Raw genomic sequence first — 26,502 nt, 5'->3', positions numbered from 1 at the left:
TGAAGGGCGAGTTTGCATCAAGAGACTTTGCGCTGTTCGCCCAAAGTCCTGCGAAACTGCGAAAAATTGCCCTCCAGAGCTGCATCAACACCTCGCATCGACGTTTGTTTCCCAAGTTGGGCGAGGCTGGTGACTCCGAATTCGGAGATTCCGCACGGAACGATGCCGCCGAAATGCGACAGGTCGGGCGCGACGTTGATCGAAAATCCGTGCAGCGTGACCCAACGTTTCACGCGCACCCCAAGCGCTCCAATCTTCGCTTCGTCAGCGCCGTCCCCGACCCAGATACCGATGCGGCCCGGCGCCCGGTGCGCCGAGACGCCAAGCTCCCCGAGCGAGTCGATCATCCACCCTTCGAGACTCTGGACGAAGCGGCGGATGTCCTTCCCCCGTTTTTCGAGGTCGAGCATCACGTAACCGACGCGCTGCCCCGGGCCGTGATAGGTGTAGCGGCCTCCGCGCCCGGCATCGAAGACAGGGAAGTTCAGCGGGTTGAACAGCTCGGCAGGGTCGGCGCTGGTTCCCGCGGTGAAGAGGGGCGGGTGCTCGACAAGCCAAACGCATTCGCGCTCGCCTCGTTCGCGAATTGCCGCAGCGCGCTGCTCCATGAAGGCAAGCGCCTCCGGGTACGGCACGAGCCCGTCCGACGTGCGCCATTCTACATCGTTGTCAATAGTCACCCCTCCGACATGGCTTCGGCGCCTCGGCCCGGCAAGCGCCGTTGCGCGACGCAGCACGGCTCCGCATAAGACGCGGCGAAATAGCGGGGGCACGAATGGCCAAATTGTCGATTTCACAAGCCTGGGACGAAACGCGGGCCGTGCTGGCACGAGACGGCAAACTGATCGGGACCGTTGCGCTTGCATTGTTCGTCCTCCCCGGGCTGGTCCTGGGCGTGGTGACCCCGGCCAAGCCGCAGCCTGGAGCCTGGATGCTGGTCGGCTTCGTGGCGGTCGTGGTGACGCTGGTCGGGCAGCTGGCCATCATCCGGCTGTCTATCGAGCCGCATGTCTCCGTGGCCGAAGCGATCGGCCACGGCGCCCGCCGACTGCTGCCCTACATTCTTTCGATCCTCATGTGGGCGGTGCCGTTCCTGCTACTTGGCTCTTTGCTGTCGACGATGGTTGGCAAGGACGTGGAGCATCCCAACGGCGGTGCCGTGCTCGGATTGGCCGTCCTGACAGCGATCGGCGTGTTCGTCGGCGTGCGGCTGGTCCTTGCGGCTGCTGTCGCAAGCGCCGAGCCGGTCGGCCCCTTGGCCATCCTGCGCCGCAGCTGGGATCTCACGAGAGGCAATTGGTGGCGGCTCTTCGCGTTCCTGATCCTGTTCGTCGGCGCCGCGTTCGTGTTGATCATTGCGGCAGGGACCATGATGGGACTGATTGCCAGGGCAGTGTTCGGCGACGTTTCGGCGCTGAGCGTCGGTGGGCTGCTGCTCGCAATCGTCGCGCAGCTCGTCAGCGCATTCGTGTCGGTGATCCTGTTCGTGATGCTGGCGCGGATTTACGCTCAGCGTGCCGGTCGCGCCGAAGCTGAAGTCGGAGTGCCGAGCAGCGGGATCTGAGGCGCGCAGTCGGGGGGCAGAAACCCGAGCAGGCGCGGATCGGTGAACCGTTCAACGGCCCGCATGTGAGGCGTGAAGCCGGCCCGCCGGTACGCCGCCAGAGCCGCCGGGTGATCCAGCGAACAGGTGTGCACGTGCACCCGGTCGACCCCTTCGCGCCACGCCAGCCGCACCGCTTCCCCTAGCAGCCACTTGCCGTGGCCCTTGCCCGACAACTCCGGCACCAGACCGACGAACGCGAGCTCGCAAGCACCGGCTTCCCTTAGGTCGAGTTCGAGCATACCGGCGGCCCGGCCCTGGGCATCGACCACCTTGAACAACTCCACCTTAGGGTCGCGGATGATCGCGGCGAGCTTTGCGTCGTCCATGATGAGTCGCGAAAACCAAAGCCATGGCGCGCCCACCAGGCGGAAGAGGGCGCGATAATCTGCGAGATCCGGGCGCTCGACGCGCAACAATGACAATTCGGACGGCGGCACCTCGATGGCAGAAGGGCGCGCCATCTTCAGATATGTGACCACGGCCGCCAGCTCACCGTCGGCAAGCGCCTGATAGCTCATTTCCAGCGTGCCACCGGCGGCAGGCTCATCAGGATTGCGTCGATATTGCCGCCGGTCTTCAGGCCGAACAGGGTGCCGCGGTCGTAGAGTAGGTTGAATTCCACGTAGCGCCCGCGGAACGTCAGCAGACGATCCAGGTCCTGCTCGCCAAACGGCGTATCCTTTCGCTTGCGGACGATTTGAGGGAAGATGTCGAGGAATGCCTCGCCGACGTCGCGTGTGAAGGAGAAGTTCTCCTCGAACGTCGGGCCCTGACCGGGCTCGTGGCAGTCGAGGTGGTCGTAGAAAATTCCTCCCACGCCGCGGGCAACACCGCGATGAGGGATGAAGAAATACTCCTCCGCCCATTTCGAAAAGCGCGGGTAGAAAGTCGGGTCGTGGGCGGCGCAGGCCGCTCGCAGCCGCGCGTGGAAGGCTTCGGTGTCCTCCGCAATGGCAATCGCCGGGTTGAGATCCGCGCCGCCGCCGAACCAGCGCTTGGTCGTGGTCAGGAAGCGGGTGTTCATGTGCACGGCGGGCACGTGCGGGTTCGCCATGTGGGCGACGAGGCTGATGCCGGTAGCAAAGAACGCGGGGTCCTCGGCGGCCCCGGGGATGCTGCGCGCGAACTCGGGGGAGAACTCGCCGCCAACGGTGGAGACGTTGACGCCGACCTTGTCGAATACTTTGCCGGTCATCTGCCCGCGAACGCCGCCGCCGCCAGGCGCGCCGGAAGGGTCGGTGCGTTCCCAGGGGATGTACTCGAACGTCGCGTCGGATCCGGCTTGCGCCTCGATCTCCTGGAACGCCGCGCAGATGCGATCCCGGAGGGACTCGAACCAGTCGCGCGCCGCTTGCTGCTGTTCGTCGAGAAGCTTCATGCGGCGGGCTCAATGCGAAGCTCGGCGCTCCTGCGCAAGGCCGGCGCAGTCTCTCGAAGTGTGATGAGAAACGGCAAGACCAGCACGGCAACAAGAGCGATCATCATACCGGGAGCGGAGGGCGTCCCGGTGCGCCCGACCAGCAACTGCGCGACATAGGGCGTCAGGCCGCCGAAGATCGCCGTTGCGCCGGTTGCGCCGAGCGCCAGGCCGGTGAGCCGCCCTTCGCCGCGGAATTGCTCGGCCGTGGCGACTGCGCCGACCGCGCTCACTGCTCCGGCCACTGCGGCAAGGATGACGGCGCCGATCAGGGCGTAGGCGCGCTGTCCGCCGGCCATCAATGAGAACATGGTGATCGGCAGGAGCGCGCTTGCGGCGCAGAGGATGAGCAGGACCGGCTTGCGGCCGACTCGATCCGACAAAAGGCCTGTGACGGGCGTTACCAGGATCACGACCACGGCCGCTCCGGTGGATATCCAGAGCGAATCGCGCTCGGTCAGCGCTCCGACGGCGGTCAGGAACGCCGGAACGTAGGTGATCCCGACGTAGTAGGTGATCGACCCGAGTGCCGAGATCGCGAAGGCGCGCAGAATGCCGAGGCGCTGGTTGGCGAGTGAGTGGCGAAGCGGGTTGCGGGGGACGGTCCCCGCGTCCTGCTGTCGGACGAACTCAGGCGATTCGTGCATCGCGGACCGCGCCACGCCGACGCTTCCGGCAAGTGCTGCCCCGAACAGGAACGGGATTCGCCAGCCCCAGCTTTCGAGCGCCGCATTGCCGAGCATCGACACGGTCAGCGCTGAAACTCCGACCGCCAGCAGTCCGCCGAGCTCGCTCGCAGCTGCTGCCGACGACGTGACGAGGCCGCGCCGCTCCGGGCGGGAGCCTTCGAGCAGGTACGCGACGACGCCCGTATACTCCCCACCGACCGCGAACCCCATCACGCAGCGAACGAGCAGGAGGAGCCATCCCGCGAGCGGCCCGGCCTGCGCGCGCGTCGGCAGCAGCGCCAGGGCAAGCATCGCCGCGGTCATCAGCGCAACCGACAGCAGCATCATCCGCCGGCGGCCATAACGGTCGCCGATGTAGCCGAAGACGACGGCGCCGAACGGGCGCATCAGGTAAGCAATGGCAAAGCCGCCGAGAGTAGTCAGGAGCGATTGGCCGCCGCCGCCGAAGAACACGCGGGAAAGGACGGTGGCGAAGTAGAGGTAGAGCGTGAAATCGTACCATTCCACGATCGTCGAGAAGGCCGCGATTGCGGTCGACGCTCGCGACACCCCTACGTGAGCGGGTTGCGTGGGGTTTGCTGCGCTGCAGGCGGCCATGTGGTCATCTAGACGACCCAAGCCGCTTTGCGACAGCCGTCGCGTTGCTCAGCTCTGTTCGTTGCAGAACCCGACTACGTCATCGAACAGTGCCGAGCGGCTCCGGAAGGGCAGCGCGAAGAAACCGATGGTCGCGATATGGTCGAGCTGCGGGTAAACTTTCGCCCGCGCGTCCACGCCGGCGCTCCTGAGCCGGTCAGCCAGCCGCTCGCTGCTTGCCGGCAGTACGACCGCGTCGCGACCGCCATGGAGCAGGAGGGCCGGGGGACTCGAGGGACTGGCGAGGTTCATAGGCTGCGCCTCTTCCGCGGGCCCACGAGGCCCGAACGCATCGATGGTGATCCCGTTGGGCGCGCCGAACACGTAGGGCCCGGCAATGCCGACCCAAGCCCGAACTTTGTCGTGATCGGGTCCGAGCCATTGCGGATCTAGGGCGAGCATCGACGCATTGTATGCGCCGGCGGAATGGCCGATCAGGGTGATGCTGCCCGCCGCGCCGCCATGCGCCTCCGCATTGGCGAGAAGCCAGCGAGCCGCCGCGGCGCAATCCTCGAGGAACAGGGGAAAGCGTGCTTCCGGCACGAGGCGATAGTCTGCGATGCCGACGACGAAGCCCTGCGCCGCGAGCGCCCTGCCGACGAACTCATATCCTTCTCGGAAGCCCGACCGCCACGATCCGCCGTAGAAGAACAGGATGAGGGGAAGGTGCCCGGCGCTACGCTGGATCGGCGCGAACAGGCTGAGCTTCTGCCGCTCGTGCGGGCCGTATGCCAGGCCGCCCGCGACCCGTGCGCTCGCCGCGTCCTTGGGCACGAACTTGCCGAACGTCGCTAGTGGTGACTTGAAGACCGAAGGCATGGACTCACGCGGGGCTGGAAGCTTGGCTGGCCACAACGGGCGGGCCGACCAGAAGTTCGGCTATTCGGCCCCTTCACATCGCCGAAACCGCTCGCTATCAGGCGCGCCAATCGCTCTCGGGCACCCGGGGGCGGCGTCGCATACGTGCCTTCCGGCACGAGACTGCAAATCGCGTCAAAAGGGAAAGCATGGCCACCAAGGCATCGTCCGCTGAGGGTTCGCAGGACACAGCCGTGACTGTCGGCGACGGCGATGAGGGCATTCGCCGGCGCGATTATCTCAAGATTGGCGCAGTAGCGTTCGCCGGCGTCGGCGGCCTTGCCACGATCGCGCCGTTGCTGGTGCAGATGGCGCCGTCGGCCGACGTGCTGGCAATGGCCACGACCGAAGTCGACATCTCCAAGATCCAGCCCGGTCAGGGCGTCAAGGTCAGCTGGCGCAAGCAGCCGGTGTTCATCCGGAACCTGACGCCCAAGGAAATCGCCGAAGCGAATGCAGTGCCGGTTTCCTCGCTCCGCGACCCGGAATCGCTGGCGCAGCGCACCAAGCCTGGCAAGACGAACTGGCTGATTACGCTTGGCGTCTGCACGCACCTCGGCTGCGTGCCGCTGGGCATTGGCGAAGGCGAGAACCGGGGGCCCTACGGCGGCTACTTCTGCCCCTGCCACGGTTCCATGTACGATACCGCCGCGCGCATCCGTCAGGGACCGGCGCCAAAGAATCTCGTCGTCCCTGAATACAAGTTCAGTGGTCCGACCACCGTGCAGATCGGCTGAGGGGCTAAGAGCAGATGAGTTTTTCCTGGGCCAAGGCCTACGAACCCAAGCACCCGCTCGCGCGCTGGTTCGACGAGCGCCTGCCGCTTCCGCGCCTCGTCTACGGCGCCATCGGCGGCGGCTATCCGGTGCCGCGCAACCTCAACTACTGGTGGAATTTCGGCGTTCTGTCGGGGATCTTCCTGACAATCCAGATCGTCACCGGCATCGTCCTTGCGATGCACTATTACGCCACCACCGATGGCGCCTTCCGCTCGGTCAACCAACTCATCATGCGCGACGTCAATGCGGGCTGGCTGCTCCGCTACGCGCACATGAACGGCGCCAGCTTCTTCTTCCTCGTGACCTACATCCACATCTTCCGCGGACTATACTTCGGTTCGTACAAGGCGCCGCGCGAGCTGGTGTGGATGCTCGGCCTCGTCATTTACCTGCTGATGATGGCGACCGGCTTCATGGGCTACGTGCTTCCCTGGGGCCAGATGAGCTACTGGGGCGCGCAGGTCATTACCGGCTTCTTCTCTTCGTTCCCCGTCATCGGCGAGCCGCTGCGGATATTCCTGTTGGGCGGCTATGCACCGGACCAGGCGGCTCTCACCCGCTTCTTCTCGCTTCACTATCTGCTGCCGTTCGTGATCGCGGGTGTCGTGATCCTACACATCTGGGCGCTGCACATCCCCGGATCGAGCAATCCCACGGGCGTCGACGTCAAGGACGAGCGCGACACGCTTCCCTTCCATCCGTTCTACACGGCCAAGGACGGCTGGTTCGCCGCCGCCTTCTTGCTGTTCTATGCGGTGGTGACCTATTTCGCGCCGAACTACCTGGGGCACCCGGACAACTACATCCCGGCCAATCCCCTCGCGACGCCGGCACACATCGTTCCCGAATGGTACTTCTGGCCGTTCTACGCGATCCTGCGCTCCTTCACCGCGGACTTCATTCTGTCGGCGAAGCTGTGGGGCGTGCTGGCGATGTTCGGCTCGATCCTGCTGCTGTTTTTCCTGCCGTGGCTCGACAAGTCGCCGGTCCGGTCAGGGTCGTACCGACCGGTCTTCAAGCGCTTCTTCTGGCTGCTCGTCGTCGACGTGCTCATTCTCGGCTACGTCGGCGGAGCGCCGATCACGCCGCTGAATGCCGCGCTCGGTCAGATCGCGTCGGCTTATTACTTCATCCATTTTTTGATCATCCTGCCGCTCGTGTCGGCATTCGAAACGCCGATGCCGCTGCCGAACTCGGTCTCCGAGAGCGTTCTGCACGGTGAAGCGGCGGAATCCGCTCCGGCCGGCTCGGCGCCGCGTCCAGGATCAGTAGCAACGGCGACGGCCGAGTAGGGGGACGGGCAGTCACATGCTTCTTCGTTGGATTCTCGGCCTCATTGGCGCGGTCTTCGCCTTCGTCCTGCTGATTTCGTTGTTCAGCGGGATCAAGACCTTCGTCCAGAACCCGCCCGCACCGCTTGCGGCCGAGGAGTTCCACAGGGAACCCAAGGCACTGCACTTCGCCAGCGATGGCCCGTTCGGCAAGTTCGACAAGCGCCAGCTGCAGCGCGGCTTCCAGGTCTACAAGGAAGTCTGCTCGGCCTGCCACAGCCTGAGCCTGGTGTCGTTCCGCGACCTCAAGGGCCTCGGCTACAGCGACGCCGAAGTGAAGGCTATCGCCAGCCAGTGGCAGCAGGAGGTCCCCAGCATCAACCCGGATACGGGTGAGCCGGCCGGCCGCAAGGCGCTTGCGTCCGACAACTTTCCGTCGCCCTATCCGAACGAGACCGCCGCGCGCGCTGCGAACAACAATGCGCTGCCGCCGGACCTTTCGCTGATCACCAAGGCGCGTGAAGGCGGGGCAGCCTATGTCTACTCGCTGCTGACCGGCTGGGCGAACCAGCAGGGCTACAGGAACGAGAAGGGCGAGGAGCTCCTCAAGAAGTTCCCGGACGCCAAGACCCCGCCGGGGCTGCACTTCAACCCGTATTTCGCGAACCTCAACATCGCGATGCCGCCGCCGCTGACGGCAACCGGACAGGTCACCTATGCGGACGGTACCAAGCCGACCGTGGACCAGATGGCCCGTGACGTCGCTGCGTTCCTCGTCTGGACGGGTGAGCCGAACCTCGAGAACCGCCACGCTGCGGGGACCGCGGTCGCCATCTTCCTCCTCCTCGCGTCCATCCTCGGCTACCTCGCGTACCGTCAGGTCTGGGCTGACGCGAAGCGCAAGGTGCGGGTCACCGGACCACTCACGGCCGAGAACCAGGCGAAGAACAGAAGCGCCAAGGCCAAGCAGGGCGTCGCCGGCTAGCCAGAAGAAACAGCAATTGAGATTCGACCGCCGGCGTGCTCCAAAGCGCGTCGGCGGTGGTCGTTTTGACGCGCTGCCGATTGGGGGAGGGGATATGCGGGTTCTCGGCTGGGTATTGCTCACTTCGGCAGCGCTGACGGCAAGCGCCACATCGGCTGCCCCCAGCGATACGGCGCGGATCATCGATGAAGGCATGAACCGCAGTCAGGTCATGCTCAACGCGCATGAACTGATGGACGGCATCGGCCCGCGCCTGACCAACTCCCCGAGCATCCGCCGCGCAGAGCAGTGGGCGACGGCCAAGCTGAGTGGCTACGGCCTTGCCAATGTGCACAAAGAAGCCTTCGACTTCGGGCGCGGCTGGGAGATCGTGGATTCCACCGTCCGCATGGTCTCGCCGCGCACGATCACCCTCACCGCAATCCCGATCGCGTGGAGCCCGCCGACGAACGGCACGCTGCGTGCACCCGTGATCGTCGCGCCGATGAGCGGTATCGAGCATTTCGCCGCCTATCGCGGCAAACTCGCCGGCAAGATCGTCCTGGTCAGCCTGCCCGGCGAAGGCAGCGAGCCCTCGGAAGCCGAGTTCAAGCGCCTGGAGGCGAGCGACATCGCCAAGCTCGACGACTACAAGCAACCGACCTTCGACCCGGCCGCTCTCGACAGAACTGTGAAGCGCGTCGGCTTCGCCAAGCAGCTCGACGACTTCCTCGCGCAGGAGGGAGCGGTGGGCTGGGCCCGCATCTCCTATCGGGACGGCAAGCTCGTGTCCGGCGAAGGCTACATGCACGCCGTGGGCCAATCGCCCAAACTGCCCGCGGTCGAGATTGCCGCCGAGGATTATCGTCGTCTCGCCCGGATCGCCAAGGTGGACCAGGCGCCCATCCTCGAGATCCGCAGCGACGTCCGCTACGTCGACGACGACCGCGAGGGTCACAACATCATCGCGGACATTCCCGGAACGGACCCGAGGGCCGGCTACGTAATGGCCGGCGCGCACTTCGACAGCTGGGTGGCGGGAGACGGTGCGTCGGACAATGGCGCGGGCAGCGTGGTGGTCATGGAGGCCGCGCGCATCCTTCGCCAGCTCGGCAGCCGGCCCAAGCGCACTATCCGCTTCGCGCTTTGGGAAGGCGAGGAGCAGGGCCTGTTCGGCTCGCTTGCCTACGTCGATCGGCACATCGCCCACCGGCCGTTCACGATCGGCGAGAATGGCTTCGAGAACTACATGAAGTGGCGGACAGCATTCCCGGTTACGCCGTTGGCCGACTACAATTCGCTGAAAGCCTATTTCAACATCGACAACGGCTCGGGCAAGCTGCGCGGCATCTATTCGGAGGGTAATTCCGAAGCGGTACCCTTGCTCAAGACGTGGCTCGCGCCGTTCGACAGCATGGGCGCGTCGGCCGTCGTTGCCGGACCCACGACCGGCACCGATCATGAGCATTTCAACGAGGTTGCGGTCCCGGGTTACCAGTTCATCCAGGATCCGCTCGACTACGGCAGTCGCGTGCACCACTCGGACATCGACACGCTCGACCACATGAAGGCTGCGGACCTGAAGCAGGCGTCCGTCGTGCTTGCCGGGGTGCTGCTTGCGGCTGCGAACAGCGACAAGGAACTGCCGCGCATGCCGCTGCCGAACCAGCCACTGCTCAGCGATCCGTTCAAGTACGAGTATCCCGAGCCGAGGTAGGGTGCAGCTCGGCTGCGCGAATTCATTTACCGTTCACGTGTCGAAGCGCTCACCGGGGCATTAACTCCGGCGTAATGGAGACTCGACATGCGCGTACCAAAGCTTCGTCTGGCCGCTCTTGCCATCGTAAGCGGCATTTCCCTCGGCGCCTGCACCGACATGTACAGCCCCTATGGTGGCGGTTACGGTTATAGCGGCGTCAGCGTCGGCCTGGGCTACGGCGGCGGGTACGGCGGCTACGATCCCTATTACAGCGGCTACGGCTATGGCGGCTATTACGGCGGCTCGCCGTTCGGCTGGTACGATGACTTCTATTACCCCGGCACGGGCATCTACGTCTACGACAGCTACCGCCGTCCGCATGTTTGGAACGACCGGCAGCGCCACCACTGGACGCAGAATGGCGGCAGCTGGCATCACCGCAATGGCGGCACGTGGCAGAACCACAACAGTGGAACCTGGTCGAACAACAGGACGACCAATACCCGCCAGAACTGGAGCGGTTTCGACCGTCGCCAGTCCACGACCGACCGCGGGTCACGCTCGGGTCATTGGTCGCACGGACGCCACTAAGCCGGCAGATCGTCGCTCCGGCGTCGAATCAGTACGATTGAGGTAAAGGTCAGGACGGCGGCACCGTCCTGTTTGCTGACAATTGTCTCCGTGCGGAATGAGCCCATCTCTGGGCGGCTTCTCGACGGCGTTTTCTCGACGATCTTGCCGCGCACGTGCAGCGTGTCACCGGGATATACCGGTTTGCGCCACCGCAACTCGTCGATACCTGGGGAGCCGAGACCCGCCTGCTGGTGCTCGACCGAGTAGCGGGCGAGCACGGCCATGGTCATGGCACAGGTATGCCATCCGCTCGCGGCCAGGCGGCCGAAGTGCGTCCTGGCGGCTTCCTCGTCCGAGAGGTGAAATGGCTGCGGGTCGTACTTGCGCGCGAACTCCAGTACTTCTTCGCGCGTGACCTCATAGGTGCCGAAGTCGGTCTCCGTTCCCACCACCAGGTCTTCGAAATAGATCATGCGCTGGCGCATAACGGCGGCGGCGGGTTGGCGCGAGTGGGAAGCCCGCGCTAGCAAGGTGCGGATGGCAACCCAGGCGACCACCAGCGTGCGGCTGCACCCGCGCCTCGTCGAGGCGGCGATGGCGCTCAATGAAAACCGCCTCGATGTCGCCGAGCGGATCCTCAAGCCGCACCTGAAGGACGACCCCTACGATGTGGCGGCGATGCGCATGCTTGCGGAGCTTGCAGCCCGCATCGGACGCTGGCGGGATTCGGAGGCGCTGCTTCGTCGCGCGGTGGAGATCGCGCCGGGCTTTACGGCAGCGCGGGCGAACCTCGCCCTGGTGCTCGGTCGGACCGGCAGGCCGGCAGAAGCGCTCGAGTTGCTCGGCGATATCTTCGAAGCTGAACCTGAGGAGGTAGGTCACTGGAACCTCAAGGCGGCGACTCTCGGCCGCATCGGCGATTTCGACGAGGCAATCGCACTCTATGAGCAGGTGCTCGAGCGTGCTCCGATGCAGCCGCGGGTGTGGCTGAGCTACGGTCATATGCTGAAGACTGTGGGGCGGCAGGCGGATGGCATTGCGGCCTACCGCCGGGCGCTCGCAATCAAGCCTTCGCTTGGCGAAGCCTGGTGGAGCCTCGCTAACCTGAAGACCGTGAAGTTCGACGAGAGCGACGTCGCCGCCATGAATGCGGCTCTGGCCAGCCTCGGCCTCGAAGATGACGACCGGCTGCATCTTCACTTCGCGCTGGGCAAGGCGATGCACGATGCCCGTCGTGCGGACGACGCCTTCGTTCATTACGCTGCAGGGAATGCATTGCGGCTGAAGCAGCAGCCATATCGCGCCGGCGAAATCCGCAACTTCGTGGATCGCTGCATTTCCATCTTCACCGCGGAGGCGTTCGCCGAGCGGGCAGGGGGCTGCGAGGCTCCGGACCCGATTTTCATCGTCGGGATGCCGCGGGCCGGCTCGACGCTCGTCGAACAGATCCTCGCCAGCCATAGTCTCGTCGAAGGCACGTCAGAGCTGCCGGACATCCCGGTACTCGCGGGGAAGGGTGGGGGTTACCCGGGCGGGACCCTGAACCTCACCCCTGACGAACGCCGCGACCTGGGAGAGGAATATCTCCGCCGGACCAGCGTTCAACGCCGCACGAACCGGCCGTTCTTCATCGACAAGCTGCCCAACAACTGGCTGTTCGTGCCGTTCATCCAGCTGGTCCTCCCGAACGCGAAGATCATCGATGTGCGGCGGCATCCGATGGCCTGCTGCCTGTCCAACTTCCGCCAGCACTTCGCGCGCGGCCAGGCGTTCACCTACGACCTTGACGATGTCGCCAAGTACTACGCCGACTACGTGCGCCTGATGGCGCACGTGGACGCCGTGCTGCCGGGGCGCGTGCACCGGGTCGTTTACGAGCGACTGGTCGACGACACCGAGGCCGAAGTGCGCGAACTTCTGCAACATTGCGGCCTACCCTTCGAACCCGCATGTCTCGAGTTTCACAAGACCAACCGTGCTGTCCGCACTGCAAGTTCCGAGCAGGTGCGTCAGCCCATCTATCGAGAGGCTACGGCCGAGTGGCAGCCGTATGAGCGCCACCTTGGTCCGCTCAAGCGGGCGCTCGGCCCAGTGCTCGAGGCGTATCCGGCGGCGCCAGCGGCCTTCGCGCAAAGATAGCATCGCAAATCGTCGCGGAACCATCACGGCCGAGTTGACAAGCACTCGATGCTAGTGTCGCATTGCACCCACATATCCGAATGGGGGCATTCGATGACTAACCGTACGTGCCGGACGTTTGTACTCGGTCTGCTCGCGTCCACCGCACTTGCAACGCCAGCAGTGGCGCAGGTCGCTCCGACGGGGCAGTCTCCCGCTCCCGGGACCAACGCCACTGACGTTTCGGCTCCGCCCCCGGCGGTTCAGCAGGCGCAGGACGGCAATGCGCCGGACCAGACCGAGATCATCGTCACTGCGCAGAAGCGTGAGGAAAGCCTCCAGAACGTGCCGATCAGCGTCCAGGCGATCGGCACGCGTCGCCTCGACCAGCTCAACATCTCGAACTTTGAGGATTACACCAAGCAACTTCCGTCCGTGTCATTCCTGACGACGCAGCCCGGCGCGACGACGGTCTACATGCGCGGCGTGTCGGCCGCCGGCGGAACGAACGCGGAAGGCAATCACTCCGGGCCTCTGCCCCAGGTCGGTACCTATTTGGACGAGCAGCCGGTCACGACGATCGGTGGAACGCTCGACGTGCACATCTACGACGTCGCCCGGATCGAAAGCCTGTCGGGCCCCCAGGGGACGCTGTACGGTGCCTCGAGCGAAGCGGGCACGATACGCATCATCACCAACAAGCCGGAGCTGAATGTCTCTTCCGGGCGGCTCGACGCGGAGGTGAACACGGTTGCGCACGGCGGCATGGGCGGAAAGCTCGAGGGCATGCTCAACCTGCCGCTTGGCCCGAGGATCGCGTTCCGCGGAGTGGCATTCTACCAGCGGGACGCCGGGTTCATCGACAACATCCACGGCGAGCGCACCTATTACATCAACAGCGGTTCGATTCCCGACGTGACGGTGACCAACACGGGGCTGGAAAAGAACAACTTTAATGCGATCGACACCTATGGCGGCCGCGCCGCGCTGAAGGTCGACCTGAACGAGAATTGGACGGTTACGCCGACCTTCATGTACCAGAAGACCAGAGCGAACGGGGTCTTCTACTACGACCCCCAACTCGGCGACCTGAAGATTGACCGCTTCCGCAAGGAGCCGACGCGCGACCGCTTCTGGCAGGCTGCGCTAACCGTCCAGGGCAAGATCGCGAACTTCGACGTCACCTACGCTGGCGCGTACATGGACCGGCCGAATTCCGGCGTGAACGATTACGCCGACTACACGGATGCATATGACCGGCTGTACTCGTCCTATGGTGGCCTTGGTTATTTCTACCTGCAGGACTCTGCCGGCGAGCCGCTGAACAACCCGCAGCAGTACATTCGGTACACCAACCATTTCCGCAAGATGAGCCACGAGTTGCGCATCGCGTCGCCGGCGGACCAACCTTTCCGGGTGATCGCCGGCGCGTTCTACCAGCGGCAGACCAACTTCATCCACCAGGACTACAAGATCGATCAGCTCGCGCCCGAGCTTTCGGTGAACGGCTTTCCGGGGACCTTGTGGCTGACGCAGCAGAAGCGCGCCGACCGCGACTATGCGGCGTTCGGCGAGGCGAGCTTCGACGTTACGCCCACCGTCACGCTGACAGCCGGCGGGCGCGTCTTTAGGTACGACAACAGCCTGATCGGTTTCTTCGGTTTCGGCCGTGATCCGAATGGGCCGCCTTATAACGCGGCGGGCAGCTCACGGACCGGTGTTGCCGCTTGCTACACGGAAGATGGCACTACGGTCCGCGACGCCACCGGCGCCGACGTTCTGCCGCCAGTGGTCTCGGGGAGCCCATGTACGAACTTGGGCGTGTTCGAAGACGGCACGGTCCGTCCCAAGCACGCCAAAGGCCATGGCTTCACCCATCGCCTGAATGCGCAGTGGAAGCCCCACCAGGGTCTGATGCTTTATGCCACCTGGTCGCGCGGCTTCCGTCCGGGCGGCATCAATCGGCGCGCCGACGTTGCCTCGTACGATCCCGATTACCTGACCAATTATGAGGTGGGCTGGAAAACGACGCTTGGCCCCGTTCGCTGGAACGGCGCGCTCTTCCACGAGCGCTGGAACAAGTTCCAGTTCGCCTTCCTAGGCGCCAACAGTTTCACGGAAATTCACAATGCCAGGAACGCGACGATCAACGGCCTGGAGACCGATGTCAGCTACGTCCACGGAGGGCTGACGCTCAACGGGGCGGCTGCCTACACGGACGCGAAGACGAAGGGGAACATCTGCACTTTCTCGACCGACCCGGATCCTGACTGCGCTGGCGCCGGTGATTTCGTGGCCGCGCCAAGCGGAACGCGGCTTCCAATCACGCCGAAGCTGAAGGCGACCGCGACGGCCCGGTACACCTGGCCGGCTTGGGCTGACGTGAAGGCCCACGTGCAAGGCTCGGTGACCTATCGCGGCTCGGCGCCATCGTCGCTGCGCACCTCCATCGCGCTCGTCGGCACGGGCGAGCACGTGAACCCGAACGTCTTCCAGGGCTATCTTCGCTCATCCACGCTGTTCGACGCTTTCGCGGGCCTCGATTTCGAAAGGTGGAACGTCGAAGCGTTTGTGACCAACCTGTTCGACAAGCGTGACGATCTCAGCAGGACGACCGCGTGCGGGAGTTGCACGCGCGTACTCGTCGTTCCGGGACGGCCACGGATGATTGGAATCCGAACAGGCGTGAAGTTTTAGTCTGCTCGGCGCCGGCTCCGCCGCAACTCGCGGCGAAGTCCGGCTTTGAGCAGCGGATGAACCCCGACCGTGCCTCTGGCGCCTGGCGTCTGTTGTTTCCCGCTGCGCTGGTGGCGCTAGCGGGCATCTGGCTCGTCATGCTCCTGTTCGGCCGCGGCCCGCTCGACCGGAATGTCTACGAAGCGCTTTATGCGGGGCACGTTCCCGCGCTGGCGCTGGTAGCGCATGCGATCACCGCATTGGGTGAGCCGACCGTGCTGATCGGCGCGGGGGTCATCGTTGCCGGGTGGCTTTGGTGGCGCAAGCAAGGTCGGCTCGCGCTGACGCTCATGCTCGTGATCATGATCGGCAGGGCGCTGAGCGAAGCGCAGAAGTACTGGATTGGCCGCACGCGGCCCGACCTCGAAGCGCATCTGGTCGTGGTGAAGACGTCATCATTCCCGAGTGGTCATTCGACCAGCTCGATGATCTTCTATCTGGCAATGGCGCTGGCACTCACGCCGGACCTGCGGTGGCGGCGCATCGCTGTCGCGGGCGCAATCGCGCTCTCCATTCTGATTGGGCTCAGCCGCGTGATGCTCGGCGTGCACTGGCCAAGCGACGTCATCGGTGGCTGGTCGTTTGGACTGCTTTGGGTGCTGCTGACCCTGCGGCGCGCGGAACGGCTGCTGGCGGTGCCTGCTAGACGTTGAACCGGAAGAGCATCACGTCGCCATCCTGGACGACATATTCCTTGCCTTCCGAGCGAAGCTTGCCCGCGTCCCGGGCGCCGGCTTCACCCCCGAACTTCACGAAGTCGTCGTAGGCGATCGTCTCCGCACGGATGAACCCGCGCTCGAAGTCGCTGTGGATCGCGCCGGCAGCTTCGGGAGCCTTGGCGCCGTTGCGGACGGTCCAGGCCCGGCTTTCCTTGGGCCCGGCGGTGAAAAAGGTGATCAGGCCGAGAAGCTCGTAGCCCGCCTTGATCACCCGAGTAAGTCCGGTCTCGTGCAGCCCGAGGTCCGCGAGAAACGCCTCGCGCTCCTCGCCGGGCAGGGTGGCGATCTCCGCTTCGATCGCTGCTGACACCACAACGGCGCGCGCATTTTCCTGGGCTGCCTTGTCGAAAACGCGCTGCGACAGGGCATTGCCTTCGGCTGCATCCCCTTCGTCGACGTTGCAGACGTAAAGGACGGGCTTGGCCGTCAGAAGCTGGGCATGCTGCAGCGCCTTGGCCTCTTCGACATCCTTGGGTTGCGTGAGCCGGGCGGGCTTGGAGGCACGCAGCAGCTCGAGTGCCTGGCTGAGGACGCTCGCCTCGATTTTGGCTTCCTTGTCGCCCTGCTGTGCCTTCTTGGCGAGGTTCGGCACCCGCCGCTCAAGGCTGTCGAGGTCGGCAAGCATCAGTTCCGTCTCGACCGTCTCCGCGTCGGCGACCGGATCGACGCGGCCCTCGACATGGGTGACATCGCCGCCCTCGAAGCAGCGCAGCACGTGGACGATGGCATCGACTTCGCGGATGTTGGCGAGGAACTGGTTGCCCAAGCCCTCGCCCTGAGAAGCGCCGCGGACCAGGCCTGCGATGTCCACGAACTCGATCTGCGTCTCGATTTCCTGGGCCGACTTGGCGATGCGCGCGATCTCGTCGAGCCGCGTATCCGGCACTGCGACGCGGCCGACGTTCGGCTCGATCGTGCAGAACGGATAGTTTGCGGCCTGCGCCGCCGCCGTCTCCGTCAGCGCGTTGAAAAGGGTCGATTTGCCGACGTTCGGCAGTCCGACAATGCCGCAGCGAAAGCCCATGATGTTCCTGAAACTGGGGGGAGTGTGCCGCCCTTTAGGCGAAGTTGAACGAGATGCTCAACCGCTCGCCGCGTCCGGTGCCTGGAAGGACCTCGTGGCGCAGCCAGCTTTCCCACATCAGGAGCAGGCCGGGCCTGGGCTCGACCGCGACGAACGTGCCGGGGCGGGTGGGAGCGGCCATCATCATCGGCAGGCGCGGATCTTCGAAACGAATGGCGCCCGAGCCTGCTGGGACCTCGACATAGAGCGTTCCCGAAATGATGCTGTGCGGGTGGATGTGCCCATTATGATGTCCACCGCCTTTCAACAGATTCACCCACAGGCTGTCTAGCCGCGGTTTGCGGGCGAGATCGAAAGCGAACTCATTCGCGACAGCAGCGGCGTGGCGAGTCAGCAGCTTGGCAAGTTCTGAGAAGACAGGGTCGCGTCGCGGAAGATCGTCCAAGGAGGCGTAGCTGGTGTATCCTGCATACCGGTGCTCCCGGCACCAGCGACGCCCGGCCTCGTCATCGTCGGCCAGGCTGCGGATGGAGTGAGCGACTTCGCCGAGCAGTTCGGCATCCTCGATGACAGCCTCGTAGAGCAACGTCGCGAAAAGGCTTCGTGTCATTGCTGCAGCCTCAGCCCGACTTCGCTCATGAAGCGCGCGTCGTCGCCGTTTGCCAGCCATTCGGCCTCGGCAGCGACGGCGGCGAGCAGGTCGGAGAGGGCCTCCATCTCCGACTTGGCGTAATTGCCGAGTACGTGGGGCGTCACCAGGTCCTTTCGCCCGGGGCCGGGGTGCCCGATTCCGATCCGCACCCGCCGGAAGTCCGGCCCGAGTGCCGCATCGATCGACCGCAAACCGTTATGCCCGGCAAGGCCGCCGCCCGTCCGGACCTTCACTTTCATCGGCGACAGGTCCAACTCGTCATGGAAGACGGTGAGCGCCTCTTCATCGAGCTTGTAGAACCGAAGCGCTTGCTGAACCGCGTCGCCGCTGTCGTTCATGAAGGTCTGCGGCTTCTGGAGCAGCACGCGGTGACGGCCGATCCGTCCCTCGGCGATGACACTGCGGAATTTCTTCTGCCACGGGCCGAAGTCGTGCACTTCGGCGATCACGTCGGCTGCCATGAAGCCGACGTTGTGGCGCTGCAGGGCATATTTGGTGCCCGGGTTCCCGAGGCCGACCCAGAGTTGCATGGCGCTGCCCTAGCCTGTGCTTCGCGCAAAAAGAAACCGCCCGCCGGTTAGGGCGAGCGGTTCTTGTATCCGGGCAGAGGCGGCGTGCTTAGCGCTCGCCGCTCTCCTCCTGGGCTGCCTCGTCGGTCTCGCCCGCTTCGGCGCCACCGTCGACCGTTGGGACTTCGCCGGCCGGCGCAGTCTCTTCCTCTTCGGACTTCATTGCCGACGGAGCGACAAGGGTCGCGATCGTGAAGTCGCGATCGTCGATCGCAGCGGTGCTGCCCTCGGGCAGCGTAATGTTGCTGATGTGGATGGAATCCCCGATGTCGAGACCTTCGAGGGAGATGTGAATCTCTTCCGGGATCGATGCAGCGTCGCAATGGAGTTCGAGCTCGTGCTGGACGACATTGAGGACGCCCCCGCGCTTCAGGCCAGGCGAAGCATCTTCGTTGTCGAAGCGAACCGGCACGTTGACGGTCACCTTGGTATGCTCGCCGATACGCAGGAAGTCGACGTGGATCGGTCGACTCGAGACCGGGTGGAAATCGACTGCCTTCGGCAGCGTGCGGTGCACCTTGCCGCCGAGATCGATCATGATGACCGAGTTCATGAAGTGGCCGCTCGAGAGAATCTTGCTCAGCAGCTTCTCTTCCACGTGAATCGAAAGGGGTTCTCTCTTTTCGCCGTAAACCACGGCGGGTACCCGTCCATCGCGGCGCAGTGCTCGGGAGGCTCCCTTGCCAGCCCGGTCGCGCGCCTCGGCGGGCAGCGTCAGCTGTTCGCTCATTTCGCTAATCTCCGAATGATAAAATGACCCCGCCACGCCTCCAGGGATGACCATGGCTTGGGGAGCGCGCCTGCTAGTGCAGGACGGGCCGAAACGCAAGTTGGGCTCAGTTGAGCCTGCTGGACTCGATCCCGTGTTCCGCAAGGCGGACGAGAACGCTGTCCTTGCCGGCGAGATGGCCGGCGCCGACGGCGACGAAGACCGTGCCGGGCGTTTGCATGCGCGCTGCGATCCAGTCCGCCCAGCGGGCATTCCGTTCGGTGAACATCATCCGATAAGTCTCCGGCGAGCCACGGCGGAGCTGGTCGAGCATGCGCACGAATACCGTCTGGTCGCCGCGCTTCCAGGCCGTTTGCATGTCGCTCATTGCGTTGGAGAGATCGTTGAGCGGCCCGCCGGCGCTCACGGGAGCTGCAGGAGCTTGCGGGACGGTGGGCGCTGCGGACGGCATCCGCTCGAACATGCGAAGCTGCAAATCCAGTGTTTCGAGCCCCTCGACCTGCTTGCCTTCGGCCTCGGCCACGTGCCGAAGGACCATGTCGGCGCCGTTCGCCACGTTCATGCCCCGGGACTTGCCGGCCGACAGCGCCAGCCGCGTCGTCGCGAGGAAGGATGCGGAAGGCGCGGCGGAATAGTTGAACATCGGCCGCCTAACCGCGGTCGGAAGCGGGGCCAGCGCATTGCCGTCGGGCACAATCGTTTCGAGCACCAGTTCCTGGGAGCTGTCGAACGCGGTGCGCAGATTGCCGCTGAACCAATCGGACTGTCCGTCGAGCGCGTGGAAAGTCCCGAACAGGTAGATCGTCGTGTCCCGGTCACGCACGACGAACATCGCCGGAGTTGCGTCGACAGGATCTGACGCCGTGACAGGGAGGGCCCCGGACAGTGATGCGGCAAGCAGCAGATTGATCATGCTGAACCTCCGGCAAATGGGGTGCGGAGGAGGCGATGAACGGAACGCCGGCGGCCGAAACGCAGCTCACCCGTGGCGAGGAACACCTCGCGAAGCGCTCATTCGCATCGTGCCCCCCGACCCGATAGCTCTACCTAAGGGCTACCGCGGGCGACCGAGAAGTCTAGCGATTTCAGAGCGCGGCCGATTTTTCTCGTGGATGAAACGCTGCGCCCGGGGGACTATTGTATGCGGCGGACCTTGAGGCCGTCACGCTCGAGCAGGTCCACGACCGAGTCCTTGCCGGCGAGGTGACCGGCACCGACAGCGACCATCACCGACCCGGGCTTCTGCATCCGTTGCTCGATCCAGCGGCTCCAGTTGGCATTGCGGCGTTTGAGCAGCGCGTCACGCAGCTCGGGGGAGGCGGCGAGGTCGTGATTGAACGTCCGTGCAATGGCGTTGACGTCGCCGCGCTGCCAGGCGTTCAGCATGCCCTGAAACTCGGTCTTGGTGTCGGCCGGGCTCTCGATCGCTCCCAGCAGCAGCGTTCGTTGCGCCTTCTCAGGCAGCCTGTCGAAGAAGCTGAGTTGCTCGGCATTGGTCTCGAGCTGGCCGATCGTGTTGCCCTTGGTGGTGAAGGCGCTCTTCAGCACAGGCTCCACGCCAAGCCCGTTCTTGAGGCCCATGTCGCGGAACTGGTTGCCAAGCAGCATGAAGGCCGCAGCCCAGGTTTCCATCCGGTCGAAGGCGGCGCGCGGGATTCCGCTCTTGACGATCGCGGCATCCAGGGCGGCGCGCTTCGATGGCGGGACCCGTTGGGAAATCGGCGGAACACCGGGCGAGACAGCCATCTGCATCAAGGTCGAGACCAGCGCCTGCGGGTTCTTCTCGTCGATCAGGGTTTCGACGACCAGCTCCTGCGCGTTGGTGACCGCCTTGTCGAGCGCGGGTGTCTGCCACTGGTAGTTTTCGGGCAGCAGGTGGATCGTGCCGAACAGGTAGACGGTAGTATCGGCATCGGAGACGCTCCACAGCGCCGGCGCCTGCTTCGCGGCGGCGGCCTGAGGGCTCAGCGCGGCGCCGGTTGCAGTCGCAATGCCCAGCGCTCCAAGCAGGCGGCGCCCCAGTCTCTTCAACATGCTTTTTCTGTCCTTACTGCAGCTCGAACTACCATGTAGGAAGTTCGCGCTGAACCGCCACTTGCCCGATACTGCGGCATCCGCCAAAGCCGCCGCGCATGGCGCAAGGGCGGCTCAACTTCCAGGACCTGATCCTCACGCTGCACCGGTATTGGGCGCGGCAGGGCTGCGTCCTGCTCCAACCCTACGACCTGGAGATGGGAGCGGGGACGTTCCACCCGGCGACAGTCCTGCGGGCGCTCGGGCCGAAGCCGTGGAAAGCCGCTTACGTGCAGCCTTGCCGTCGCCCGACTGACGGCCGCTACGGCGAGAATCCGAACCGCCTCGGAGCCTACTACCAGTACCAGGTCATCATGAAGCCGAGCCCTGCCAATCTGCAGGAGCATTACCTGGGCAGCCTCGCCGAGATCGGTGTCGATCCGCTGAAGCACGATATTCGCTTTGTCGAGGACGACTGGGAGAGTCCGACGCTGGGCGCCTGGGGCCTCGGCTGGGAAGTCTGGTGCGACGGAATGGAGGTGACCCAGTTCACCTATTTCCAGCAAGTCGGCGGCTTCGAGTGCCGGCCGGTGACGGGGGAACTGACGTACGGGCTCGAACGGCTCGCAATGTACATCCAGGGCGTCGACAATGTGTTCGACCTCGCCTTCAACGACGAGGGCGTGACTTACGGCGACGTGTTCCGCGAGAACGAAGTGGAGATGTCGACTTACAATTTCGAAGTAGCGAACACGGATGCGCTGTTCGACGCGTTCCGGAAGGCTGCCTCGGAGTGCGAGCGCTGCCTGGAGGCGAACCTGCCAATCCCTGCCTATGAGCAGGCGATCAAGGCCAGCCACGTGTTCAATACGTTGCAGGCCCGGGGCGTGATCAGCGTTGCCGAGCGGCAGGCCTATATCGGCCGCGTCCGCGATCTTGCGAAAGCCGCGTGCGCGGCTTGGCTGGATCGGGCCGCCTGATGGCCGACTTCCTGCTCGAGCTGCTGTCGGAGGAAATTCCGGCGCGCATGCAGGCGCGGGCTCGCAACGAGCTTGCTCGGTTGTTCGCCGAGAGCACGCAGGCTGCCGGGCTGAGCACCGGGCCCATCGACACGCATTCGACGCCGCGGCGGTTGGCGCTGATCGCGCGAAACGTTGCCGAAGCGACCGCAGCGGCAAGCGAGGAGATCAAGGGACCCCGAACCTCGGCGCCTTCACAGGCGCTCGAAGGCTTCTTGCGAAAGACGGGCCTCACCCGCGACCAACTCGAGGATCGCGATGGCGTACTGTTCGCCGTGATCGAGCGTGCCGGCCGCTCTGCCGGGGACGTCCTTGCAGAGACGATCCGTCGCATCGTCGCTGATTTCCCCTGGCCGAAGTCGATGCGCTGGGGATCGGGATCGCTGCGTTGGGTGCGCCCTCTCCAGGGCATCATCGCCATGCTCGGGGAGGAGATCGTTCCCGTCGAGATTGAAGGCGTTGCGGCGGGCGCGACGACGGTCGGGCATCGTTTCCACCACCCCGGCATCATCACCGTGGGGGGCGCGTCCGACTATGCCGAGAAGCTGCGCGCCTGCCACGTCATCGTCGATCAGGACGAGCGTGAGCGACTGGTGCGCGAAGGCGCCGAGGCTTCGGCTGGCCAAGCCGGACTGCGGTTGCTCTGTGATGAAGGCCTGGTTGTCGAGAACGCCGGGCTGACCGAATGGCCGGTGCCGCTGCTCGGGCAGTTCGACCCCGAGTTCCTGGATGTTCCGCGTGAGGTGATCGTCCTCACCATGCGCACCAACCAGAAGTATTTCGCGTGCACCAACGATCAGGGACTGCTCGCGCCCGCGTTCGTCTGTGTGGCCAACGTCGACGCGAGTGACGGCGGAGAAGCGATCGTGGAGGGCAACCGCCGTGTGCTCGCCGCGCGTCTGTCGGATGCTCGGTTCTTCTGGGAGCAGGACCTTAAGATCCCACTCGAGGAGCAGGCGAGAAAGCTCGACCAGATCGTGTTCCACGAGAAGCTCGGCACCGTCGCTGACAAGGTCGAGCGGGTGGCCAAGCTGGCTCGTTGGCTAATTGAGAGTGGCGTCGTGAATGCCGACGCTGATCAGGCTGATCGCGCTGCGCGACTTGCCAAGGCCGACCTCGTCACGGGCATGGTCGGCGAGTTTCCTGAGTTGCAGGGCGTGATCGGCGGTTACCTGGCTGAGGCACAGAGCGAACCCAAGGCCGTCGCCGACGCGATCCGGGACCATTACAAGCCGGTTGGGCAGGCGGACGAAGTGCCAACGGATCCCGTCACCATTGCGATCGCCCTGGCGGACAAGATGGACAGCCTCGTCGGCTTTTTCCAGTTCGATGAGAAGCCGACCGGGTCGAAGGACCCATTCGCGCTCCGCCGTGCCGCACTTGGCGTTCTGAGCCTGCTTCTCGAGAACAACCTGCGGGTGTCCATGCGAGACCTGATCACTGCTGCCGCGCACAGTGGCGGAACGGATGCAGGCCGAGACATTGCAAGTTTTCTAATCGAGCGGCTCAAAGTGCAGCAGCGCGAGGCGGGGATCGGTCACGACATGATCGACGCTGTCGTGGCGGTCGAAACAGGTGGGGACAACGTGCGCATGGTAAACCGCGTGAAGGCGCTTCAGGACTTCGTCGAAACGGACGAGGGCAGGGACCTGCTCGCCGCCTACAAGCGCGCCGCGAACATCCTGCGCAAGGAGAGCTGGTCCGGGCCGCAGGTGATGACCTCCCGCGAAGAGCAGGGCATTCCCCAGACGGGCGAGGAAGACCCGCTGGTGCTGGTCGAGGAGCCGGGGCTCGCCGAGGCCATTGCAGAAATGGCGTCGGGCTCGGCCGGAGCGGACCTGCCGCAGGAGCAGGCGCTTATTGCCGCCCTCGACCAGGCAGAGCCGAAAGCTTCAGCGGCGATTGAAGCCGAGGACTTCACGGCAGCAATGGCCGCGCTGGCGTCACTGCGGGCGCCGATTGATGATTTCTTCGATCATGTGACCGTCAACGATCCGGACCGGGTCAAGCGTGAGCAGCGGCTCAACCTGCTGTTGCGGTTCCGCGACGCTGTGAATCGCGTGGCGGACTTCTCCAAGATCGAAGGCTGACTAGAGCGGACGGTCGTCGGCGGGGTCGCGGCCGCTTCTGATCGCTGCCCCGCGAAGCGAGTCACGCTCGCGCCATTCCTTTTCTTGCGTGGCCCAATGGGTCTCGCGCTCGGCGTGCGTCTTTTCTAGCTCGCGCCGGCGATCGACCTCTGCGTCGTAGCGGCTCTTCCACTTGCGGCGGCCGCCGGCAGTCAGAAAGACGCCGATGAGGAGGCCCAGCAGGAAAACCAGGCCGGCAATGATCCAGACGTTTGGATCGGACGTAATCGTCATTTCGCGTCTCCAACAACAGCGGAAGCGCGGGGATTACGCACCGGGGCGGCTCATCGTTCCGCCCCGGTGACGTCGGTCTTAGCTGCTGAGGAAGCTGTCGTGGATCGAACAGGCCGCTGGCCCGAGGATGACGACGAACAGCGTCGGGAGAATGAAGAGGATCAGCGGCACGGTCATGATCGCGGGCAGGCGCGCGGCCTTTTCCTCGGCGCGCATCATGCGCTCGTTGCGGAACTCGGCCGAGAGGACGCGCAGCGCAGATGCGAGCGGAGTGCCGTACTTCTCGGTCTGGATCATGGTCGTGACGACACCGCGCACCGCGTCGAGGTCGACGCGAGCGGCAAGGTTCTCGAATGCCTGGCGGCGCTCGTTGAGGAAGCCGAGCTCAATCGCGGTCAACCCGAACTCGTCGCCGAGTTCCGGATAGGCCTTGCCGAGCTCCTTGGCGACGCGGCCGAATGCAGCATCGACGGTCAAGCCGGCTTCGGCGCAGATAACGAGCAGGTCGAGCGCGTCGGGGAGGCCCTTGCGGACCGCGTGACTGCGCTTCTTGACCTTGTTCGACAACCACAGATCCGGCGCCTTGTAGCTCAGCAGCAGGGTGCCGGCGACGAGTGCGTAGCGCTTGAACCAGCCCCATTCCGGGAAATAGTTGAAAACGTAGATGAGCAGCACCGCGGCAAGGCCCAGCACCAGCGGCATGACGAAGCGCGCGAAGATGATGAAGAAGGCGAGGTCCTTGGTGCGGATACCGGCCTGCATCAGGCGCAGCTGAGTCTTCTTGATCTGGTCGTCCTGCAGCATCTTGAAGCTGGACAGGATCGACCGCACGCGATCGGCGGCCTCGTTCGTATTGGTCAGCTTCTTGCGCTTGTTGGTCGAGGCGACGATGCCGGCCTTGAGCTGCTCGCGGCGCTCGTTGAGCGCTTTGACGCGGCGGGCCATCGGGTCCTTGACGGTGGTCGCCGCGTAGATCGCGATCAGCACCGCGAAGGTCGCGACGGCGCTGAGGCACGTCGCGATCCAGATCACGTCGAACCCGAGAAGGGTAGGGCCTGTTGGGGGCGCCGGATTCATGTTCGTCAGTCCCCCGTCAGATCTCGAAGTTGACCATTTTGGCCATGATGAATGCGCCACAGCTCATCCACACCAGCCCGCCCATGCCCGCGACCATCAGCCGCTGATCTGCGAAGAAGCCGCTCATGTAGTGCGGGTTGATGATGTACACGAGCGTGAACACCACGAACGGCAGCGAGCCGACGATGTAGGCCGAAGCCTTCGATTCCGAGCTCATGGCGCGGATCTTCAGCTTCATCTGGGCACGCTTGCGAAGGACGTCCGCCAGGTTCGACAGCGTCTCGGCGAGGTTACCACCGGTCTCGCGCTGGATCGCCAGCGTGATTACGAAGAACTGGAACTCCGGCGTGCCGAGCCGGTCGGCAGTGTCCTGGAGCGCTGCTTCCATGGTGCGGCCGATCTTCATCTTGTCGGCGACCAGGCGGAACTCGAGGCCGACAGGGCCCGGGATTTCGCTGGCGACAATGCCAAGCGTCTCGGTGATCGGAAGGCCGGAGCGCAGACCGCGAACCATCAGCTCGATCGCATCCGGGAAGTTGGTCGTGAATTTATTGACCCGGCGCTTGATCATCTTGCCGATGATGAAGTGAGGGCCTCCGACGCCAAAGAACACGCCGACGAAGAATGACAGGATGAATGGCGCTCCGCGGAGCATCAGCAAGGCCATCAGGAACACGCCGATGCCCAGGCAGATCATGCCATATTTGCTGAGCGGGATGTTCTTGCCGGTCATCTCCAGCCGCTTGCGAAGAAGCGCCGGCTTCGGGATCAGGGTCGAGGCATAGCCTTCGATGCGGCTCGTGCGCTGCGCCAGCAGGCGCCGGATCTGGGCCTGGGCGTTGCCGGCGATGATGTCGCCGTGGCGCTCCTTGACCAGCTCCATGCGCCGCTTGAGCGCCTTCGACGCGGACGGGCCGCGGAATGCGCTGAGCACGAGCAACAGCGTACCGAAGCCGCCGAAAGTGATGAGCCAGAAGAGCATCCGTGCCT

The 26,502-nt window shown here is 64.6% G+C and carries 26 protein-coding genes; 11 read left to right on the top strand and 15 right to left on the bottom strand.

Features of this window, described 5'->3' with window-relative positions:
- Positions 1-17: 17 nt before the first annotated feature.
- Entirely contained in the window at positions 18-680 is a 663-nt protein-coding gene (gene lipB, locus ACUXST_RS04835; protein WP_458388802.1) for a lipoyl(octanoyl) transferase LipB, read from the bottom strand.
- 95 nt (positions 681-775) lie between these two features.
- Between lipB and ACUXST_RS04830 the strand changes: the two genes are divergently transcribed.
- Positions 776-1,564, top strand: coding sequence for a glycerophosphoryl diester phosphodiesterase membrane domain-containing protein (locus tag ACUXST_RS04830; RefSeq protein ID WP_458388801.1), 789 nt, complete (start codon positions 776-778; stop codon positions 1,562-1,564).
- Here ACUXST_RS04830 and ACUXST_RS04825 read toward each other — a convergent pair.
- From ACUXST_RS04825 to ACUXST_RS04810, 4 genes are read right to left on the bottom strand one after another with little or no spacing between them, the layout of a single operon-like run.
- Entirely contained in the window at positions 1,510-2,124 is a 615-nt protein-coding gene (locus ACUXST_RS04825; RefSeq protein WP_458388800.1) for a GNAT family N-acetyltransferase, read from the bottom strand. The two genes, ACUXST_RS04830 and ACUXST_RS04825, sit on opposite strands and share 55 nt — an antisense overlap.
- Complete coding sequence (gene hemF / locus ACUXST_RS04820; RefSeq protein ID WP_458388799.1) at positions 2,121-2,984, bottom strand: oxygen-dependent coproporphyrinogen oxidase; 864 nt, start codon at positions 2,982-2,984, stop codon at positions 2,121-2,123. The genes ACUXST_RS04825 and hemF overlap by 4 nt, the downstream gene beginning before the upstream one ends.
- Entirely contained in the window at positions 2,981-4,309 is a 1,329-nt protein-coding gene (locus tag ACUXST_RS04815) for an MFS transporter (RefSeq protein WP_458388798.1), read from the bottom strand. Before ACUXST_RS04815 ends, hemF begins: the two co-directional genes overlap by 4 nt.
- Positions 4,310-4,357: 48 nt before the next feature.
- A complete protein-coding gene (locus ACUXST_RS04810) occupies positions 4,358-5,167 on the bottom strand; it encodes an alpha/beta hydrolase (RefSeq protein WP_458388797.1) in 810 nt (269 codons plus the stop codon).
- Positions 5,168-5,355: 188 nt separating this feature from the next.
- Between ACUXST_RS04810 and petA the strand changes: the two genes are divergently transcribed.
- From petA to ACUXST_RS04785, 5 genes are all read left to right on the top strand, one after another.
- Positions 5,356-5,943 carry a ubiquinol-cytochrome c reductase iron-sulfur subunit gene (gene petA, locus ACUXST_RS04805; RefSeq protein ID WP_458388796.1) on the top strand — a complete coding sequence of 196 codons (588 nt, stop codon included), beginning with the start codon at positions 5,356-5,358 and terminating at the stop codon, positions 5,941-5,943.
- A gap of 14 nt (positions 5,944-5,957) precedes the next feature.
- Positions 5,958-7,277 carry a cytochrome b gene (locus ACUXST_RS04800; RefSeq protein ID WP_458388795.1) on the top strand — a complete coding sequence of 440 codons (1,320 nt, stop codon included), beginning with the start codon at positions 5,958-5,960 and terminating at the stop codon, positions 7,275-7,277.
- A gap of 16 nt (positions 7,278-7,293) precedes the next feature.
- Positions 7,294-8,241: a cytochrome c1 gene (locus tag ACUXST_RS04795; RefSeq protein WP_458388794.1), complete on the top strand. Its 948-nt coding sequence runs from the start codon at positions 7,294-7,296 to the stop codon at positions 8,239-8,241.
- A 94-nt stretch (positions 8,242-8,335) separates the two neighbouring features.
- Positions 8,336-9,937, top strand: a complete 1,602-nt coding sequence (locus tag ACUXST_RS04790) for a M20/M25/M40 family metallo-hydrolase (protein ID WP_458388793.1) — start codon at positions 8,336-8,338, stop codon at positions 9,935-9,937.
- An 87-nt stretch (positions 9,938-10,024) separates the two neighbouring features.
- Entirely contained in the window at positions 10,025-10,510 is a 486-nt protein-coding gene (locus ACUXST_RS04785) for a hypothetical protein (protein WP_458388792.1), read from the top strand.
- Here the strand turns inward: ACUXST_RS04785 and ACUXST_RS04780 are convergent.
- Positions 10,507-10,965 carry a MaoC family dehydratase gene (locus ACUXST_RS04780; RefSeq protein WP_458388791.1) on the bottom strand — a complete coding sequence of 153 codons (459 nt, stop codon included), beginning with the start codon at positions 10,963-10,965 and terminating at the stop codon, positions 10,507-10,509. The genes ACUXST_RS04785 and ACUXST_RS04780 overlap by 4 nt on opposite strands.
- Before the next feature lie 64 nt (positions 10,966-11,029).
- Between ACUXST_RS04780 and ACUXST_RS04775 the strand changes: the two genes are divergently transcribed.
- From ACUXST_RS04775 to ACUXST_RS04765, 3 genes are all read left to right on the top strand, one after another.
- Entirely contained in the window at positions 11,030-12,631 is a 1,602-nt protein-coding gene (locus ACUXST_RS04775) for a sulfotransferase (RefSeq protein WP_458389013.1), read from the top strand.
- A 93-nt stretch (positions 12,632-12,724) separates the two neighbouring features.
- Positions 12,725-15,307: a TonB-dependent receptor gene (locus ACUXST_RS04770; protein WP_458388790.1), complete on the top strand. Its 2,583-nt coding sequence runs from the start codon at positions 12,725-12,727 to the stop codon at positions 15,305-15,307.
- Between the two features lie 56 nt (positions 15,308-15,363).
- Positions 15,364-15,999, top strand: a complete 636-nt coding sequence (locus ACUXST_RS04765) for a phosphatase PAP2 family protein (RefSeq protein WP_458388789.1) — start codon at positions 15,364-15,366, stop codon at positions 15,997-15,999.
- Here the strand turns inward: ACUXST_RS04765 and ychF are convergent.
- The 6 genes from ychF to ACUXST_RS04735 form a co-directional block, all read right to left on the bottom strand.
- The gene (gene ychF / locus ACUXST_RS04760; protein WP_458388788.1) at positions 15,989-17,089 is read right to left on the bottom strand and encodes a redox-regulated ATPase YchF; all 1,101 of its coding nucleotides are present in this window, start codon (positions 17,087-17,089) and stop codon (positions 15,989-15,991) included. The two genes, ACUXST_RS04765 and ychF, sit on opposite strands and share 11 nt — an antisense overlap.
- 34 nt (positions 17,090-17,123) lie before the next feature.
- Entirely contained in the window at positions 17,124-17,699 is a 576-nt protein-coding gene (locus ACUXST_RS04755) for a TIGR02466 family protein (protein WP_458388787.1), read from the bottom strand.
- Positions 17,696-18,271, bottom strand: a complete 576-nt coding sequence (gene pth, locus ACUXST_RS04750; RefSeq protein ID WP_458388786.1) for an aminoacyl-tRNA hydrolase — start codon at positions 18,269-18,271, stop codon at positions 17,696-17,698. Before pth ends, ACUXST_RS04755 begins: the two co-directional genes overlap by 4 nt.
- An 88-nt stretch (positions 18,272-18,359) precedes the next feature.
- Complete coding sequence (locus tag ACUXST_RS04745) at positions 18,360-19,040, bottom strand: 50S ribosomal protein L25/general stress protein Ctc (protein WP_458388785.1); 681 nt, start codon at positions 19,038-19,040, stop codon at positions 18,360-18,362.
- Between the two features lie 106 nt (positions 19,041-19,146).
- The gene (locus ACUXST_RS04740) at positions 19,147-19,953 is read right to left on the bottom strand and encodes a TraB/GumN family protein (protein WP_458388784.1); all 807 of its coding nucleotides are present in this window, start codon (positions 19,951-19,953) and stop codon (positions 19,147-19,149) included.
- A 221-nt stretch (positions 19,954-20,174) separates the two neighbouring features.
- Positions 20,175-21,074, bottom strand: coding sequence for a TraB/GumN family protein (locus ACUXST_RS04735; RefSeq protein ID WP_458388783.1), 900 nt, complete (start codon positions 21,072-21,074; stop codon positions 20,175-20,177).
- Between the two features lie 98 nt (positions 21,075-21,172).
- On the opposite strand from ACUXST_RS04735, the gene ACUXST_RS04730 reads away from it, so the two are divergent.
- Positions 21,173-22,033, top strand: coding sequence for a glycine--tRNA ligase subunit alpha (locus ACUXST_RS04730; protein WP_458388782.1), 861 nt, complete (start codon positions 21,173-21,175; stop codon positions 22,031-22,033).
- Positions 22,033-24,162 carry a glycine--tRNA ligase subunit beta gene (gene glyS / locus ACUXST_RS04725; RefSeq protein WP_458388781.1) on the top strand — a complete coding sequence of 710 codons (2,130 nt, stop codon included), beginning with the start codon at positions 22,033-22,035 and terminating at the stop codon, positions 24,160-24,162. Before ACUXST_RS04730 ends, glyS begins: the two co-directional genes overlap by 1 nt.
- On the opposite strand, the gene ACUXST_RS04720 is transcribed toward glyS, so the two are convergent.
- From ACUXST_RS04720 to ACUXST_RS04710, 3 genes are all read right to left on the bottom strand, one after another.
- Complete coding sequence (locus ACUXST_RS04720) at positions 24,163-24,435, bottom strand: hypothetical protein (RefSeq protein ID WP_458388780.1); 273 nt, start codon at positions 24,433-24,435, stop codon at positions 24,163-24,165. It lies immediately after the preceding gene.
- Positions 24,436-24,513: 78 nt separating this feature from the next.
- On the bottom strand, positions 24,514-25,512 hold the full coding sequence (locus tag ACUXST_RS04715) for a type II secretion system F family protein (protein ID WP_458388779.1): 999 nt from the start codon (positions 25,510-25,512) through the stop codon (positions 24,514-24,516).
- A gap of 16 nt (positions 25,513-25,528) precedes the next feature.
- Positions 25,529-26,494, bottom strand: a complete 966-nt coding sequence (locus ACUXST_RS04710; protein ID WP_458388778.1) for a type II secretion system F family protein — start codon at positions 26,492-26,494, stop codon at positions 25,529-25,531.
- Positions 26,495-26,502 lie beyond the last annotated feature (8 nt).

The organism is Sphingomonas sp. F9_3S_D5_B_2, from assembly GCF_054263715.1.
The sequence above is the reverse complement of the archived record's forward strand: the minus strand, read 5'-3'. Positions and strand labels throughout refer to the sequence as shown.

Bases quoted from the DNA above. Each gene is read 5' to 3' on its own strand.
- ACUXST_RS04755 (WP_458388787.1), bottom strand. From the start codon at position 17,699: ATGACACGAAGCCTTTTCGCGACGTTGCTCTACGAGGCTGTCATCGAG.
- ACUXST_RS04775 (WP_458389013.1), top strand. From the start codon at position 11,030: ATGGCAACCCAGGCGACCACCAGCGTGCGGCTGCACCCGCGCCTCGTC.
- ychF (WP_458388788.1), bottom strand. From the start codon at position 17,089: ATGGGCTTTCGCTGCGGCATTGTCGGACTGCCGAACGTCGGCAAATCG.
- ACUXST_RS04830 (WP_458388801.1), top strand. From the start codon at position 776: ATGGCCAAATTGTCGATTTCACAAGCCTGGGACGAAACGCGGGCCGTG.
- glyS (WP_458388781.1), top strand. From the start codon at position 22,033: ATGGCCGACTTCCTGCTCGAGCTGCTGTCGGAGGAAATTCCGGCGCGC.
- ACUXST_RS04715 (WP_458388779.1), bottom strand. From the start codon at position 25,512: ATGAATCCGGCGCCCCCAACAGGCCCTACCCTTCTCGGGTTCGACGTG.
- ACUXST_RS04785 (WP_458388792.1), top strand. From the start codon at position 10,025: ATGCGCGTACCAAAGCTTCGTCTGGCCGCTCTTGCCATCGTAAGCGGC.
- ACUXST_RS04810 (WP_458388797.1), bottom strand. From the start codon at position 5,167: ATGCCTTCGGTCTTCAAGTCACCACTAGCGACGTTCGGCAAGTTCGTG.
- ACUXST_RS04745 (WP_458388785.1), bottom strand. From the start codon at position 19,040: ATGAGCGAACAGCTGACGCTGCCCGCCGAGGCGCGCGACCGGGCTGGC.
- ACUXST_RS04765 (WP_458388789.1), top strand. From the start codon at position 15,364: ATGAACCCCGACCGTGCCTCTGGCGCCTGGCGTCTGTTGTTTCCCGCT.
- ACUXST_RS04730 (WP_458388782.1), top strand. From the start codon at position 21,173: ATGGCGCAAGGGCGGCTCAACTTCCAGGACCTGATCCTCACGCTGCAC.
- ACUXST_RS04720 (WP_458388780.1), bottom strand. From the start codon at position 24,435: ATGACGATTACGTCCGATCCAAACGTCTGGATCATTGCCGGCCTGGTT.
- pth (WP_458388786.1), bottom strand. From the start codon at position 18,271: ATGCAACTCTGGGTCGGCCTCGGGAACCCGGGCACCAAATATGCCCTG.
- ACUXST_RS04790 (WP_458388793.1), top strand. From the start codon at position 8,336: ATGCGGGTTCTCGGCTGGGTATTGCTCACTTCGGCAGCGCTGACGGCA.
- ACUXST_RS04795 (WP_458388794.1), top strand. From the start codon at position 7,294: ATGCTTCTTCGTTGGATTCTCGGCCTCATTGGCGCGGTCTTCGCCTTC.
- ACUXST_RS04770 (WP_458388790.1), top strand. From the start codon at position 12,725: ATGACTAACCGTACGTGCCGGACGTTTGTACTCGGTCTGCTCGCGTCC.
- ACUXST_RS04780 (WP_458388791.1), bottom strand. From the start codon at position 10,965: ATGATCTATTTCGAAGACCTGGTGGTGGGAACGGAGACCGACTTCGGC.
- ACUXST_RS04815 (WP_458388798.1), bottom strand. From the start codon at position 4,309: ATGGCCGCCTGCAGCGCAGCAAACCCCACGCAACCCGCTCACGTAGGG.
- ACUXST_RS04800 (WP_458388795.1), top strand. From the start codon at position 5,958: ATGAGTTTTTCCTGGGCCAAGGCCTACGAACCCAAGCACCCGCTCGCG.
- ACUXST_RS04710 (WP_458388778.1), bottom strand. From the start codon at position 26,494: ATGCTCTTCTGGCTCATCACTTTCGGCGGCTTCGGTACGCTGTTGCTC.
- petA (WP_458388796.1), top strand. From the start codon at position 5,356: ATGGCCACCAAGGCATCGTCCGCTGAGGGTTCGCAGGACACAGCCGTG.
- ACUXST_RS04740 (WP_458388784.1), bottom strand. From the start codon at position 19,953: ATGATCAATCTGCTGCTTGCCGCATCACTGTCCGGGGCCCTCCCTGTC.
- ACUXST_RS04825 (WP_458388800.1), bottom strand. From the start codon at position 2,124: ATGAGCTATCAGGCGCTTGCCGACGGTGAGCTGGCGGCCGTGGTCACA.
- ACUXST_RS04735 (WP_458388783.1), bottom strand. From the start codon at position 21,074: ATGTTGAAGAGACTGGGGCGCCGCCTGCTTGGAGCGCTGGGCATTGCG.
- hemF (WP_458388799.1), bottom strand. From the start codon at position 2,984: ATGAAGCTTCTCGACGAACAGCAGCAAGCGGCGCGCGACTGGTTCGAG.